Origin of the sequence: Cytobacillus sp. Bva_UNVM-123, assembly GCF_046351715.2 — a bacterium.
In the GTDB taxonomy this organism is placed as follows: domain Bacteria; phylum Bacillota; class Bacilli; order Bacillales; family Cytobacillaceae; genus Cytobacillus.
Genome location: NZ_CM177772.1, coordinates 3,138,685 through 3,152,490, shown reverse-complemented (window position 1 = coordinate 3,152,490; position 13,806 = coordinate 3,138,685). Strand labels below are relative to the sequence as shown.

Annotated in this window: 17 protein-coding genes and 1 pseudogene; 3 read left to right on the top strand and 15 right to left on the bottom strand. The window is 33.3% G+C overall.

All coding sequences use genetic code 11. The features are described 5' to 3' along the window. The first annotated feature begins 40 nt into the window (after positions 1-40). Positions 41-1,018: a YpdA family putative bacillithiol disulfide reductase gene (locus tag KDN24_RS16210; protein ID WP_409971618.1), complete on the top strand. Its 978-nt coding sequence runs from the start codon at positions 41-43 to the stop codon at positions 1,016-1,018. 48 nt (positions 1,019-1,066) lie between these two features. Here KDN24_RS16210 and KDN24_RS16205 read toward each other — a convergent pair. Then, a pseudogene (locus KDN24_RS16205) lies at positions 1,067-1,549 on the bottom strand (L-asparaginase family protein); the annotation flags it as partial. A 162-nt stretch (positions 1,550-1,711) separates the two neighbouring features. On the opposite strand from KDN24_RS16205, the gene KDN24_RS16200 reads away from it, so the two are divergent. Beyond that, entirely contained in the window at positions 1,712-2,683 is a 972-nt protein-coding gene (locus KDN24_RS16200; RefSeq protein ID WP_409971619.1) for an asparaginase, read from the top strand. 2 nt (positions 2,684-2,685) lie between these two features. Then, complete coding sequence (locus KDN24_RS16195; RefSeq protein ID WP_409971620.1) at positions 2,686-2,994, top strand: recombinase zinc ribbon domain-containing protein; 309 nt, start codon at positions 2,686-2,688, stop codon at positions 2,992-2,994. Positions 2,995-3,187: 193 nt separating this feature from the next. Here the strand turns inward: KDN24_RS16195 and KDN24_RS16190 are convergent, their stop codons facing one another. From KDN24_RS16190 to KDN24_RS16125, 14 genes are all read right to left on the bottom strand, one after another. Next, entirely contained in the window at positions 3,188-3,544 is a 357-nt protein-coding gene (locus KDN24_RS16190) for a hypothetical protein (protein WP_409971621.1), read from the bottom strand. Between the two features lie 102 nt (positions 3,545-3,646). Next, complete coding sequence (locus KDN24_RS16185) at positions 3,647-4,567, bottom strand: N-acetylmuramoyl-L-alanine amidase (protein ID WP_409971622.1); 921 nt, start codon at positions 4,565-4,567, stop codon at positions 3,647-3,649. Between the two features lie 72 nt (positions 4,568-4,639). After that, on the bottom strand, positions 4,640-4,987 hold the full coding sequence (locus KDN24_RS16180; RefSeq protein WP_409971623.1) for a hypothetical protein: 348 nt from the start codon (positions 4,985-4,987) through the stop codon (positions 4,640-4,642). Further along, positions 4,988-5,290: a hypothetical protein gene (locus KDN24_RS16175; protein WP_409971624.1), complete on the bottom strand. Its 303-nt coding sequence runs from the start codon at positions 5,288-5,290 to the stop codon at positions 4,988-4,990. It lies immediately after the preceding gene. 12 nt (positions 5,291-5,302) lie between these two features. Further along, complete coding sequence (locus KDN24_RS16170) at positions 5,303-5,731, bottom strand: hypothetical protein (RefSeq protein WP_409971625.1); 429 nt, start codon at positions 5,729-5,731, stop codon at positions 5,303-5,305. 246 nt (positions 5,732-5,977) lie between these two features. Further along, on the bottom strand, positions 5,978-6,208 hold the full coding sequence (locus tag KDN24_RS16165; RefSeq protein WP_409971626.1) for a hypothetical protein: 231 nt from the start codon (positions 6,206-6,208) through the stop codon (positions 5,978-5,980). A gap of 1 nt (position 6,209) precedes the next feature. Next, a complete protein-coding gene (locus tag KDN24_RS16160) occupies positions 6,210-6,473 on the bottom strand; it encodes a hypothetical protein (RefSeq protein ID WP_409971627.1) in 264 nt (87 codons plus the stop codon). Beyond that, the gene (locus KDN24_RS16155) at positions 6,470-9,379 is read right to left on the bottom strand and encodes a hypothetical protein (protein ID WP_409971628.1); all 2,910 of its coding nucleotides are present in this window, start codon (positions 9,377-9,379) and stop codon (positions 6,470-6,472) included. Before KDN24_RS16155 ends, KDN24_RS16160 begins: the two co-directional genes overlap by 4 nt. Before the next feature lie 116 nt (positions 9,380-9,495). Beyond that, positions 9,496-9,645: a CD1375 family protein gene (locus KDN24_RS16150; protein WP_409971629.1), complete on the bottom strand. Its 150-nt coding sequence runs from the start codon at positions 9,643-9,645 to the stop codon at positions 9,496-9,498. Between the two features lie 53 nt (positions 9,646-9,698). After that, positions 9,699-9,860, bottom strand: coding sequence for a hypothetical protein (locus KDN24_RS16145; protein ID WP_409971630.1), 162 nt, complete (start codon positions 9,858-9,860; stop codon positions 9,699-9,701). Then, the gene (locus KDN24_RS16140) at positions 9,860-13,207 is read right to left on the bottom strand and encodes a sialidase family protein (protein WP_409971631.1); all 3,348 of its coding nucleotides are present in this window, start codon (positions 13,205-13,207) and stop codon (positions 9,860-9,862) included. Before KDN24_RS16140 ends, KDN24_RS16145 begins: the two co-directional genes overlap by 1 nt. Before the next feature lie 39 nt (positions 13,208-13,246). Beyond that, the gene (locus KDN24_RS16135; RefSeq protein WP_409971632.1) at positions 13,247-13,417 is read right to left on the bottom strand and encodes a hypothetical protein; all 171 of its coding nucleotides are present in this window, start codon (positions 13,415-13,417) and stop codon (positions 13,247-13,249) included. A gap of 16 nt (positions 13,418-13,433) precedes the next feature. Then, the gene (locus tag KDN24_RS16130) at positions 13,434-13,616 is read right to left on the bottom strand and encodes a hypothetical protein (protein ID WP_409971633.1); all 183 of its coding nucleotides are present in this window, start codon (positions 13,614-13,616) and stop codon (positions 13,434-13,436) included. 23 nt (positions 13,617-13,639) lie between these two features. After that, positions 13,640-13,795, bottom strand: coding sequence for a hypothetical protein (locus tag KDN24_RS16125; RefSeq protein WP_409971634.1), 156 nt, complete (start codon positions 13,793-13,795; stop codon positions 13,640-13,642). Positions 13,796-13,806 lie beyond the last annotated feature (11 nt).

Below are 13,806 nucleotides of genomic sequence, written 5' to 3'. Positions count from 1 at the left end.
ACTTGGCGAACGCCAAGTTTTTCTAAAGGAGTTTTTAAAAATGATAAAGAAAGATGCCATTATTGTTGGTGGTGGCCCATGTGGATTAGCTGCTGCAATCTCTCTACAGAAAATGGGGCTAGAACCGTTAGTGATTGAAAAAGGAAATGTTGTAAACTCGATTTATCACTATCCAACACACCAAACTTTTTTTAGTACGAGTGAAAAGTTAGAAATTGGGGATGTACCTTTTATTTCTGTCGAGTATAAGCCGAAAAGAAATGAGGCTCTATCATATTACCGGGAAGTCGTTAAAAGAAAAGAAATAAGTGTGAATACGTATGAAAAGGTAATGAAAGTTTCAAAACAGCAAAATCATGAATTTGTTGTCATGACAGATAAAGCACAATATTTGACGAGCAAAATTATTATTGCGACAGGCTATTATGATCATCCGAATTATTTGAATATCCCAGGTGAGAATTTGCCGAAGGTTTTTCATTATTTTAAAGAAGCACATCCGTATTTTGATCAAGATGTTGTCGTTGTAGGAGGAAAAAACTCAAGTGTTGATGCCGCTATAGAGCTAGTAAAGGCTGGAGCAAGAGTGACAGTTATTTATCGTGGCAGTGAGTATTCTCCAAGTATTAAACCGTGGATTTTACCAGAATTTGATTCATTAATTCGAAATAAAATGATCAAAATGGAATTTAATGCTCATGTGAAAGAAATTTTTGATGATCGGTTAATCTATATGAAAGATAATACTGAGTATGAAATTAAAAATAATTTCGTTTTTGCCATGACAGGCTATCACCCTGACCATCATTTTCTTCAAAGCATGGGAGTTCATTTTGATGCTGAAACGGGAAGACCATTATATAATAGTGAGACAATGGAAACAAATATTGAAGGTATTTATATTGCAGGAGTAATTGCAGCTGGAAATAATGCAAATGAAATATTTATTGAAAACGGTCGCTATCATGGCAACCAAATTGCAGAAGCGATTAAGAATAAAGAAAATAATAATAACTAAATAGTAAAAAAGGGAAATCGGCTATTCACCGATTTCTTTTTTCAATATCTATACCATAAACATCGCTTCAATTTTCTTCAGTTCTGTCGTTTGTGCTAAACCTATAAGAAGTTTTATTCGTGCTTTCTGCCCATTTAGTCCATTTGAAAAAATGACTCCTAAATCTTTTAAATCTTTTCCGCCACCTTCATAGCTATAGACATCTTCAGCAATCCCATTGAAACATCTGGAAACGAGGACAACAGGAATATTTTTCCCTATAAGCTCTTTAATGCCCTCAACAGTAGCTGGAGGCAAATTTCCTTGTCCTAACGCTTCAATCACAACACCGTGATAATGAAGATCCCCAATGGCTGATAAAAGGGTTGAATCCATTCCAGCATGAGCTTTAATCAAAGCTACACGCTTTGACACATCCTTTATTTCATAATGCTCATGATTAGTAGGGAGATGGTGAAAAAACACGCCTCTCTTTGTGACAATTCCAATTGGTCCATATTGAGGACTTTGGAAGGTTGACACATTGCTTGTATCAAATGTATGATTAATACCTTTTGAAAGAAAGAGACTGGTCTATCCCCGTAAACATTGATATATCAACATTCCGACACACTTTTATCAGTGTGTTTTTCTTTTTTAGTTATCCACAACCTCATTTTAGTATATAATATAAGCATTAAAAGGGGGATTCCTATGAAGAAAAAAGTCTCTTTAATAACTACTGGTGGAACTATTGCAAGTAAAGAAATGTCAAAAGGTTTATTAGACTCAGGTGTGCTATCTGGTGAAGAATTAGCTTCTCTTTGTCAGCTACCTGATGATATAGAAATAAAAATCATTGATGCTATGAATCTTCCTAGTATGCATATTACATTTGATCTAATGACACATCTCAGAAATGTAATTATAGAAGAATTTAAAGATGATTCGGTTAGTGGGGTAGTAGTGACTCATGGAACTGATTCACTTGAAGAAACTGCATATTTTCTAGATTTAACAATATCTGATTCAAGAACTGTTGTTGTAACTGGATCACAACGTTCACCTCAAGATGTGGGAACAGATGTTTATTCGAACATGAGGAATTCAATTAGTGTTGCAGTGGACGAGCAAATTAAAAATGCAGGTACGGTTGTGGTGTTTAATGAACGCATTTACTCAGCTAAGTATGTTAAAAAGATTCACACTTCAAACTTACAGGGATTCTCAAGTTTTGGATATGGTTATTTAGGAATTATTGATAATGATGAGGTTAACGTTTATCAAAAACCAGTCAATAGAAGTACTTATGAGCCTATTAGAGCAATTCCAAGAGTCGATATTATTAAATGTCATACAAATGCAGATGGAACGTTCATAGACGCTTCTGTGAGTGCAGGAGCTGAAGGTATTGTTTTAGAAGGAGTGGGAAGAGGACAAACCACACCATTTATGACTGACTCAATTAAAAAAGCATTGGATAATGGTGTTAAAATAATTATTACAACAAGTGCTGAAGAGGGCAAAGTCTATCCTTCTTATGGATACAAAGGCAGTGCTAACGATCTGAAGCTTATGGGTGTAATATTGGGTGAAGATTATGATAGCAAAAAAGCTAGAATAAAGTTGGCTGCGATGTTAGCCTCAGGAGTAGAAGTTAATCAGGTTAATTTTAGTAGGGGATAAAGATGGGGAATTCTCTAAGTAAGAAATGTAGATGTAAGCATTGTGGAAAGAATATGAAATTTAAGAAGGAAAGACTCGTTCATAAATATATCTGTTCATCGTATGATAATTATGGAAAATGTAAAAGAATAACTATAGAAGAAGATTTTTTAAAAGGGCTAATACAACGAAGATATCAGAAAGAAATGACTGACCAAGAGATAAGGGAAGTTGTAGATTATATAGAAATTGAAGACAAGCTTCTTTTAGAAATCCATTTCAAAGATAAGACTGAGCCAATACTTTGCAAAGGTACTTTCATCCAATTTTAATTTTAGGGTGACGACTTGGTACTAAATTAAAATAGAAGGGGAGAGGTATAAGTACCAATCTAATAACAATCCTTGATTTTTCTTAGGGTGACAAATATTCAAGAAAAGTTTGTAAAAAGAGGGGTTAAATGTAGAATTCTTATACTAAGATTATCCCTAAATTTCACAAACTTTTCTTGATAAAAATTAACTTTTATTTCATACTTCTAGCTAAATCTCTGAGCATTTCAATCTCAGAAGCAACGTCTTCAATATCCATTTCTTGTATTATTTCAAAAGGAACACCGTCGTTGTCGATGTATTTCTTCTCAACGAATTTTCTTGTGACTTTTTCATTTTCTTTTGTTTCATAATCAAAATCGACAATTGTAGTAATTTGTTCTGTTTGTGTAGTATTAATCTCATCTTCACCAATTGGTGGTATTTCATTTGTTGCAGTAATTTCTTTCTTTAAACTATAAATAGCAGATGTATTCTTTGACTCATCAATTGTAAATTCAATCTTTTGAGTATAGCCATTGTATGGACTTTTCGTTATTTTATATTTCATTTTATCATCTCCAATACATAGAAATTTTTAGTTAGGTAATAATATTTCCTACAACATGATTCCTCCATGAAAAAGGAGAGGGGATTAACCCTTCTCCTAATGTTATCCATATAATTCTTTAGCTTTAGCAAGTAACACTTTTGATGGTGTCTCGTATTTAATGTGTTCAGGCATTTTTGTTATCCACATTCCTCCGCCAACATCGTATTGACCACCATGCTTCTCTCTGTATCCATAGACACGAAATTCTTCTGCTGGAAGTAAAATTCTTTCCATTTTAAGTTGTCCATTTTTATCTGACCAAAGATTAATAGGCTTAGTAATAGTGATTTTTCCAATCTGTCCTTTTTTGAATATGGTTTTGCCCCACATGAGCGTTTCTGGTTGAGGCAGGATAGGGGAAGTAATATTATTACTTGAGTTAGATTTCTTGCTTAAATTTGCATATTTAACTACACCACAAGCAACACCAATACCAGCATTTTTTAATACATTATCATCACGAAGTTTCTTAATATCAATAACCGAATCCATAAAACCTCCCTCGATCAAAATGGAAGGCATTTTAGTTTCTCTAACAATGTGTAAGTTTGCTCTTTTAATACCTCTATCTCTTAGACCATATGCTTTAACAAGTTCAGGATGAACACACTCTGCCAGTTCCAACGATTTAGAATCTGGAGTAGTATATACGAATGTCTCCACACCTGTCCAATTTCCCCATTTAGCAGTATTTGCATTATGATGAAATGAAATATAAATATCTGCGCCCAAAGCATTTGCTAAATTTGTTCTAATATTTAGTGACACATCAGTCTTACCAGTAGGATCATCAAATCGCCTTACTTCCACATTATTATACTTGTTCATTTCTTCCATAAAAGCACGAACTAATTTATCATTAAATGTCCATTCAGGTTCACCATCAGGAGTGCGTTTACCTGCTGTAGCATATAACTTTGGATTTAAGCTTTTATAGCCACCATGACCTGCACAAACAGCTATTTTAAATACTTTAGTCACTTAATATTCCTCCTTAAAAATAAAAAAAAGACATGCCTTTTCGACATGTCCTCTGATTATGTATTAATATATTTATTTCTTCTCGACATACTGACTTACAGCTTTATTTGCTGCTAACATTGCTCTCATTTCTTCTAATGCTTCATCGACTAATGTACTAAACATTTCAAAACTTATAATTATAGAAATCCATTTAAAGCGTGTAATGAAAAGATCATATACGTAGCGTAGTTTTAAGCGACCAGTTTTTTCTCCAAGTTCTTTCTCAGCATTAACTACTGCTAAAAGTAACCATGCTTTAACTTTTTCTATTTGCTTGCTATTTGGTAGTTTAATATAACGATAGATAACAGTAATAATTAATCCCAATAAAGCTAAAAATCCAATAATCATGTACCAATTTTCAATTAAATAATTCATCTAAAATTCCTCCTGATCTATTTCAATATTTGAACCTTCTACTATCTCTTTGCCATATATTTCTGTTAGTTTAATTTTATTTTCCTGCATTGCCTTCCATTTATAGAAGCCTGTCACAGTAGCCATTTCAGCAAAAGCACCACTAATTAGTGCTATCACAATTCCTGAATCACCATGATAGTCTTTGGTAATGATCAGAAGTTGTATGTACATTGCATATAGGATTATTACTATCCCTATAGCGTAACTAAACATTATTACTTTTTTAGAGAATTCTGTTTTATGTCTTTTTGATTTTTCCAACTCTTCACATCCTTACTTTAAGAAGCTCCAGCCAAATTGACTGGCTAACCATGCTAAGATAGCTAAAGTAACAATAGTCCCTAAAATTTTCATTGATGTGCTACTAATAAATTCATTCCAATCAATCTTGCGTTTTTCTATGTTTTTAACTCTGTCATCAAGCTTCTCAACTGATTGTTGTAATTTATTAATATTTTCATTAGTATTCTTATTCTCAATTTCTGTCACACGGTCAGACAAATCGTTCATGCTAAAATTAAGATTAGTTAAATTTTCATTGATCTTAGCCAATGTCGCACTCTGTTCTTTATTAGTTTCTGTAGTCAACTCCATGAGGGTAGTTAAACGTTCAATAGTTGGAATGGTATCCTCCATTTTTTCCAGTCTCTTATTGGTCATTTTTTGTTGCTCTTTTAAAACAGAGATTTCTGCTTCTGACATTTTCAACACACTCCGATGACAATTTAGTTATTTACAAAAAACCACCTCCATTTTGTGATATAATGAAAGTGGGTATCTACCCAATAAGAAGATTGTTTACCTAACCGTGACAATCTTCTTTTTTAATGAAAAAATAAAAAGTATGTGAAAATCCAACTCTACAAACCTTTTAAAATTAGGGTTTATAAAGATGAAATCACATACTTTTTAAGATAAAACTTGTGTTTTAACATAAAAAAATACACCTTATTCAGTAGGTGCTTCTTCAACCTTTGTATATTTCATTGTATCGATATATTCGGATTCAGTGATGTATCCTTTAACCAAGGCATTATCGATTTGTTCCAATGTATAAGTATTAGCTGCAAATTCTTTTACTGGCTCATGATAATCTGCGACAACTGTTTCAAATTTTCGTGTACCGTACACATAGACACAAACTGCATATTGCTTTGTTAATAAAGGTATAATATTCATTTTACATTCCTCCCATTAAGATAGTTTCCATTAACTCTAATAGAGTTGTATTTGTCTCTGCTTGTGCTTCTTTCAGTGTTGAATTTTCTTGTTCCAATGCTGCCAGTTTTTCCTCAAGAGTTGGTTCGGGTGCTGACTCTTCATTTGATAAATCTTTATTTTTCCATTCATCTGATGGATCGACTAGAAATAAAGTTCCACCTTCTAAAACTAACCATTTCCCATTCTCATCTGTAAATTCATTTTCATAATCTTTATTGATCATAATGATACACCCCACACTTCTATAGTACCCTCCGTGAATTCCGGATTTCTATCAATCCTGATAATTATGCTAAAAGGTGATGTACCGTGATTACCATTAGGATCATATGACATAAACTCCATGTCGTATCTATAATTTATCGGGACCCTATGGGTAGTGTTTTTAGTATCTACGATATGCATCCATCCATTCATAAATAGGGAATTCGGATATCCCGATCCACGACCAGCCGACATATTTTTACTCTCAAATATTAACTCACCATGTATTTCAGGATAAGGATATGCGGTTGATGATGGTACTGATAATAAAATGTGATTATCTTTCGCTGTACCATTGTATTGATATTTAAAAAAATCGGTACCTGTAGTATTAAAATTCGCTATATAACCAGCAGGCCTATGTTTTCCTGCATCGCCACCACCTTGGAAAAGGACATATAAATTAGAAGCAGGAGTATTCCCCGTAGTTGTCCAATGGTTGGTCACTGTTTTGAAAACAAATTTAAGCTTCTTTAGTTTATTTTTAAATTCATGTCCAATAGCATACCATTTGTTGGTGTCACTTAATTCAATTGCGTCAAGTAACTCCCACTCATCAATACCTCCACCTGAAGGCTTTGAATTCACTTCATTGATTGCTCCTACTAATGTCTCTTTATGTTCAGTATTTAATTCTGTTAAATCTCCAGTTTTTCTATTTGCGTCATTAAGGTCTTGTTTAATATTAGGCAGTTGTCTTTTTATCTCATTGATTTCGCTTTTTTGATTTGTGCTGTTATTAACTAACCCCATACTAACACTTTCTATATTACTATACGCTGAAATCATAACTTCGTTAAATGGTGCAGTTAATTTATAAGGCTCTAAAGGAATATAGTCTACTTCGTAAATGGCGTTTGGATCGAAATTACTTTTATTTGTATATGCATATCCACCACCAAGATAATAAGAGCTGCCTTCACCATGTTCCCAAGTATAGTCAGGCTTTCCATTTTTATAAACTTGTAGAATATTTTTAGCTTTCACTAATAAATGTGATGTTGGTAAGTTTTTTTCATTTATTTTATAAAATTCATTATTTAATACAGGATTAACTCTTTCCCTTACAATCCTTCCCTCGGTCAACTCAATTTGGTTAGCACCTTCACGAAGATAAATATCGCCATATATGTTAGCTTTTCTTGTTATAGGTGTTGTTAATTTATATATAAGTCTGTAAGGGGTATATGGTTTTGTAATGAAAGCATTAAAACCTCTTGTGTTGCTTGGACTTGGTGGCTCTGTTGGGACTCCTGTCCCATCATATAAACCATGATACCTCGTACCATCAAAGCTACCTAGAGGTGTCCAATACTTCGTTCCCGTTCCATTGTAAGGAGCAACACCATCTACATTACTTGAAGACATTTTCCATCCATTAAAGTATGCCTTTATTTCGGCACTAGTAGGGTCAACACTAGTTCCCCAACCGCTATCATCTGTTGCAATTGATAAATAGATATGTGTTTCGTCTACCGTCACTTGGTCTTTTGCCGAAGACGCAACAGTAGCACGTGGCACTATCACACCGTTATACTTTACACCAACTATTGAACTGCTGTTTACGTCACTAGGAATTGGAAACTTTACGACTTTAAGTGCAAGGGTATAAGAGTTAAATACCCATTCCAAACTACCATCTAAAACTATTTCTTTGCTCTTCCAAGTTCCTGTGCCATCTGCATTTAAAACGTCACCTTCATAGAATGTTTCTAATAGAGTTATAGAATTGTCGTTGTTTGGCTCAAATGGTAACGCTGTGTCACCTATATATATTTGCCAATTAGATATTTCTGTTCCTTCACTTGCTAAACGTAACCTTAAATATGGCTCACCATTTGGAGCGTTAAATGTGAAAGTGACATTTGTTTCTTCTGTGAATAACGGACTTTCATATAAAGTACTTACAACTGCTGAATCTGAACTATCATTTAATTTAGATGTTGTTAAACTAATTGTACCTTTGACATTTGCACTAAAGGTATAAGTAGCATCTTCTAAAAGTTTTTTAACTGTTCTAAGTGCGCTTCCACTTATAAATTTCACATGGTAAGGGTTATTAGATTCATAAATTGTAGATTGAGTAAATCTATCTAACTTAAATGTTTGATTAAAATTTCCTAATTGATTCTTCCCCTTAACTTCAATAGTTGGGTTAGTTACCCCTTGTACGTTTGCTACAAATGGCTGTGCGACTGCTCCTGCATTGAGCATTATATCCTTAAATATATAATCTCCTGTTTTTAAGTCCGATTCTATACTACATCGTATTCTAAATGTTTTTGTATTTTGGGGAGTTGTAAAAGTCTTTTCTCTCAATGCTCCTGTTACACTTCCAACGGATAACAATGTATTTTCATTTGAATCTAGACAAGATATTTCAATATGTGCAAAGCCTTCATTATCATTTAAGATTATTGCAGAAATAGTATACTCTGCGTTCTGTTCTGCTTTAACGTCACATGTGATAAATTTCCACTTTCCATCTGCTGTCATCTTAATTTCATTTGGACTTACAATTGTGACTCCTGTCGTTGAACCTGTCCATATACGACTATCAAAAAGCGGAACATGATTAATATATGTTTTCCCTTCTAAGTGTTCAATATCTACAGGCGAATAGATTGGAGAATCCAAGATATTAACCTTTTCTAACTCTGTATATGTTGTTTCTGTTGGATTACTCCCGCCAGTAGGCTTTGCATTTACTTCATTAATGGCTTTAACTAAATCAGTTTTTTCTGTGGTTGATAAATCATTTAAAATGCCTATTTTATCAGAAATATTAATAATATCATTTTCTGTTTTATCAAGTATATTAGATATTGATCTATCTAGATCTTTTAACTTGGGTTTATTTGACATAACTTTTTCACCTCTCAAATAAAAAAAGAGAAGAGGGGAGTAATCATCCTCTTCTTTAATCTGCTTAATATTATTTACTTTATAGTTTGTTAATGTGTTTATACATACTACATATTTTAATTTGTCTGTGGCTGATAATCTCCAGCTAAAAAGCCCACTCCACTATCATTCAAATGTTCGTATGCCTGTGGTTTGAGAGTTTCTGGAACAGCATTAAACTCTAATTTTCCTAGAATCACTCTCTGTGCTAACAATAATGCCATCATATCTTCATCATCTCCTAATAGCTTAATTAATATTTTTATTAAAAAACGGACTATCATGAATTGATCGTCAGAATAATCTCTGTCAATACTTCCTCATGAAAGTCCGTTCGTTCAGCCAAAGCTTGATTTTGTGCTTTTAATAAGGTATTTTCTTTTTCTAATTCTTTAATTCGTCTTTCTTCTTTTGAAGGTATTTTAAGTTTATACTCATTCATCAACTTCGACCTCCCAAAATTCTTGTGATTGAATTGGCATCTTGTGCATCAGTGCTATCTCTACTCATATCTATTACTAATTCAACATCAGTTTCCACAGGCAATTGTATTTTGTAAGCTCTCTCAACTTTTTCAGTTGGATCATTATCAGTTTCCATCGGTAAACCATTTACAAATAATGATAAATTTGTAAATATAGGAGTTACCCATGATTTACGAACAAATAATCCAATATAATCTGTCTTTGGAATCCTATATACTGCTTTCGCTGTTAGAGAATATTCTTCGACTGTTTCCTGCCATGTTCCAGAAAACACTACTTTTGTAGAAGTTTTATATATCACTAGAGGGACTGTAAAACTTAGCGAAATATCTACAAGTGTTGAAGGTTGAGCATCTGCTGTTTGTATGTTAGTGTTAGTGACATTGGTTACTGCTCCCCAACTATCATTACTGTATTTTCGCATCCTCACTAAAGCATTACCTGTCGAATTACTGTAATACACTACAAATATTTCATTCATATTATTTGCAGTTATAGTTACAAATTTATTGCTTACAAATCCTGCGTCAGACGTTAATTTGATAGGATCACTAAAATTTAATCCTGCGTCATCTGAATAAGACACGAATATATTTGTTCCATTTGGTGAAGCAGAATCATTCGAATGCCATGATACCCAAATACGACCATTGTCTAATCCATTTACACTTTTCGGTACGAATATTGCGGATGGTGAGGTTGGAACATGTATATTATTAGCAATATAAACAACTGAATTAGACCAAGTTGATCCCCTGTAGTTTATTGAATATATTCCGTAATTTCCTGCACCATTACGAACTTGTACGAAAACACTAGGCTTTCCATCTGCTCTTACAATAATAGATGGATTAGTCCACGATTGAGTGGAAACATCGGCAGTTGAGAGTTGCTCAACTGCACTCCAAGTTACACTCCCATCCACTTGACTAATAATACCCTTCACATAGTGAATATTAAAACTGTTAGGAAGAGAAGGATCTTTACTTGCCCAACACGCATGTAATTCTGTTTCCTCTTTATTTACTACTAGCGAATTACCACTATGTCCAAGTTGGTTATTACTAATTGTTTTGAAATTTTTCGACAACATAGATATACTAGACTCCACTGTTGTAAAATCAAAACTTCCTACAACAGTACTGTCAGTCATTGTAATAAGAATAGTTACAACTGTTTCCTTTGAAGCTATGGACACATAGGAGTTATAATTAGACGTAGATATAGTGGTCAAAAGTTCAAATTCTGAATTTGGCGTCTTTTTAACATAAAACTTAATGCTCTGTGAACTGGTTACTAATAAGTCAGTTACACATGCTACAATCCAACCATTGCTCAACCTGACCATCCTTCTACCACCATTACCACTCGTATCATACGCACTTGATACCACTGTAGCATCTGTTATAGTTTTCGTTTCCTCTGATTGATTAATCATCAACATCTTACCATCACGAATAACGATGTTTTCACTGTTAACTTCATCAAGTGTCATACCTATGATGTTTCCACGCATGTCATGTGCAAACACTGTACCGCCTTCTACTCGTTCAGACGCTTCTTGTTTAAGTTTTAGGTATGCAATTTCTCTATCTTGATTAGTATTTTGACGATAGAGTGAGTTGATTTGCTTTATCAATTCAGATGGGTCACTGCCACCACCAACAACATTTCCGTTTTTATCCAATACTTGACCTGATTCATTAAAACCTGCTACAGTTTTTCCGATATCAGAAGAGGAGATAGAGTTATCTGCTTTCGTTAAACTATCTTTAATATCTTGCGTTAACTTTTCTTTTGATACAGTGTTATTAGATAAATAGCTTCCATTTAATGTATCTTGATTTATTTTTTGTATATTTTTTATAATTTTTACATATAAAGACTCACCCAAGGTAACCGTGTCATTGAGTAGAGTTATTGTTTTATCTGAAACTATAAAGTCATCAACTTGTAATGGTATTCTATTAATATAAAGTTCAACCATATCTTTTTCAGAAAATGTTTCTAGTGGAATGATGAATACAGATTGATCTTCTTGGGTAGCTTCAATAATGTAGTCAAAATGAGCCATTTCGGTTGTGTTAACATCGATTACTACATCGCCTGTTTGACCATTGACAGATTTAACTTTGCCTTCAACCTCATTACCATTTGCATCGATAACTTTACCATCCGAATTATATACAGCGACACCGCCAGCAATGCCTTTTTGAGAAATGGAAATACTTGCATTTTTTGCGTTTGTTTCAGCTTGATTAGCTAAATCTTCAGCTTCTTGTCGAGTTATTAAACCTAGTTCTGTGGAGGTAATTTCTACATTTCCACTTTCATCTGGACTTTTACCATTAACAGTTGAAACAGAACCAGTTCCATCAACTCCACGTTGAGCGACAAGAGTCCAGTTTACTCCTTCAGTTGGTACAACTCCTTTACAATCTTGCATACATCTCCAAGTTGAACCATTATATCTGACTTCATTATTAACGACATAGTTTGTAATAGGGGAGTATTCTCTCAGATGGATCGAGGTGTCTATTAGATCTTGAGCATTTTGTGATACTGTCTTAGCTTCATTTATAGCTGCTTCTGTATTCGATAATGCAGTGGAAGTATCTGACTGTCTTTGGTCTTCATTTGCTTGTCTGATTAACTCATTTGATTCCCTTGAGTCTTCATTTGCAATTCTAGTTAATTCTGCATCAGTACGAGATAGTTCTGATGCTTCTCTTGTAGCTTCATTTAATTTTCTTGAGGCTTCATTTGATTCTCTTATAGATTCGTTATTATCGAATGATATAATTTTCGTATCTACTAAGTTCGCTTTTTCATTTGCTAAATTTGCAGCGTTGGTTGCGTCTGATATTGCTGTCTCAGCTTTATTTATAACAATATTTACTTCCTCCAAGCTTTCAATCGCACCAGTTCCTTGCTTTATAATTTGCTCAAGTGTTTCAGTGACACTACCATTATCATGTTTTGTATAAACTCTATCAGCAGGAACATACTGACTTCCTTTACCAGAATACTTAAATGTTAAAGATTTTCCATTATGTACAGATTTAAAATGAACAACTCCAAGATTATAGTCAACTTGAAACCAATTATCTTGCTTCAATTCTCCATCAGTCTCAATCCACATAATATCTTCGCCCAATACTACAACTTTTTCATCACGAGTTGGTATTTCTGTAAGGGAAACTTTACCATTACCTATCTGTAGTGTTTCTTCATAGGGCGCATGTGGATCATCAGGTGTACCTTTTCTCATCATAGTGATAATAGGACTGTTATATTCAAACATTCATTTATACACCTCCTATAAAATAAAAAGATGAAACAATTAAGCTTCGTCTTTGTCTTTTTCTTTAATTTTTTCTTTTAAATCTAAATTCTCTCTTACAAGAGTGCTATTCATTGCTTCTTGATAAGCCAATTTTTCACTCAAAGTAGCAATCTGTTTTAAGAATGATTGTGTTAAATCATTCAATTCAACATTAACTTCCATAATCATTTAATCCTCCTAGCATTTAAACTGATTCTTTATACTGTGTAACTGCAATTACTGAATGTCGGTTGAAAATATCGTCTCCAATTATTACACTAGTTAATTGTTGATTATTTATATCTTCATTTATTTTTTCTTTATTATAAGTCTCAACATTTGCGATAAATTCCTTACCATTATTAAGATGAACTACAAGCTTCACCATTATAAAACCTCCATTTTATCAAATTATTTAATATTGTTTGCCCACTCCACTATTTCTTCTTCTTTTTTCTTGAATGCCTCATTTAACTTGAAGATTAAGCTAGGCTTGATATTTTCATTAACAGTAACATTTCCATCGCAATAAATACGAAATCCGTTTGAGTTTGAATTTATTTTCATACTAACCCTCC

Excerpts from the sequence above, each read along its gene's own strand:
- KDN24_RS16190 (WP_409971621.1), bottom strand. The coding sequence starts at position 3,544 with ATGAAATATAAAATAACGAAAAGTCCATACAATGGCTATACTCAAAAG.
- KDN24_RS16130 (WP_409971633.1), bottom strand. The coding sequence starts at position 13,616 with ATGGTGAAGCTTGTAGTTCATCTTAATAATGGTAAGGAATTTATCGCA.
- KDN24_RS16160 (WP_409971627.1), bottom strand. The coding sequence starts at position 6,473 with ATGATCAATAAAGATTATGAAAATGAATTTACAGATGAGAATGGGAAA.
- KDN24_RS16210 (WP_409971618.1), top strand. The coding sequence starts at position 41 with ATGATAAAGAAAGATGCCATTATTGTTGGTGGTGGCCCATGTGGATTA.
- KDN24_RS16145 (WP_409971630.1), bottom strand. The coding sequence starts at position 9,860 with ATGAATGAGTATAAACTTAAAATACCTTCAAAAGAAGAAAGACGAATT.
- KDN24_RS16170 (WP_409971625.1), bottom strand. The coding sequence starts at position 5,731 with ATGTCAGAAGCAGAAATCTCTGTTTTAAAAGAGCAACAAAAAATGACC.
- KDN24_RS16165 (WP_409971626.1), bottom strand. The coding sequence starts at position 6,208 with ATGAATATTATACCTTTATTAACAAAGCAATATGCAGTTTGTGTCTAT.
- KDN24_RS16150 (WP_409971629.1), bottom strand. The coding sequence starts at position 9,645 with ATGATGGCATTATTGTTAGCACAGAGAGTGATTCTAGGAAAATTAGAG.
- KDN24_RS16195 (WP_409971620.1), top strand. The coding sequence starts at position 2,686 with ATGGGGAATTCTCTAAGTAAGAAATGTAGATGTAAGCATTGTGGAAAG.
- KDN24_RS16155 (WP_409971628.1), bottom strand. The coding sequence starts at position 9,379 with ATGTCAAATAAACCCAAGTTAAAAGATCTAGATAGATCAATATCTAAT.
- KDN24_RS16135 (WP_409971632.1), bottom strand. The coding sequence starts at position 13,417 with ATGATTATGGAAGTTAATGTTGAATTGAATGATTTAACACAATCATTC.
- KDN24_RS16180 (WP_409971623.1), bottom strand. The coding sequence starts at position 4,987 with ATGAATTATTTAATTGAAAATTGGTACATGATTATTGGATTTTTAGCT.
- KDN24_RS16140 (WP_409971631.1), bottom strand. The coding sequence starts at position 13,207 with ATGTTTGAATATAACAGTCCTATTATCACTATGATGAGAAAAGGTACA.
- KDN24_RS16125 (WP_409971634.1), bottom strand. The coding sequence starts at position 13,795 with ATGAAAATAAATTCAAACTCAAACGGATTTCGTATTTATTGCGATGGA.
- KDN24_RS16200 (WP_409971619.1), top strand. The coding sequence starts at position 1,712 with ATGAAGAAAAAAGTCTCTTTAATAACTACTGGTGGAACTATTGCAAGT.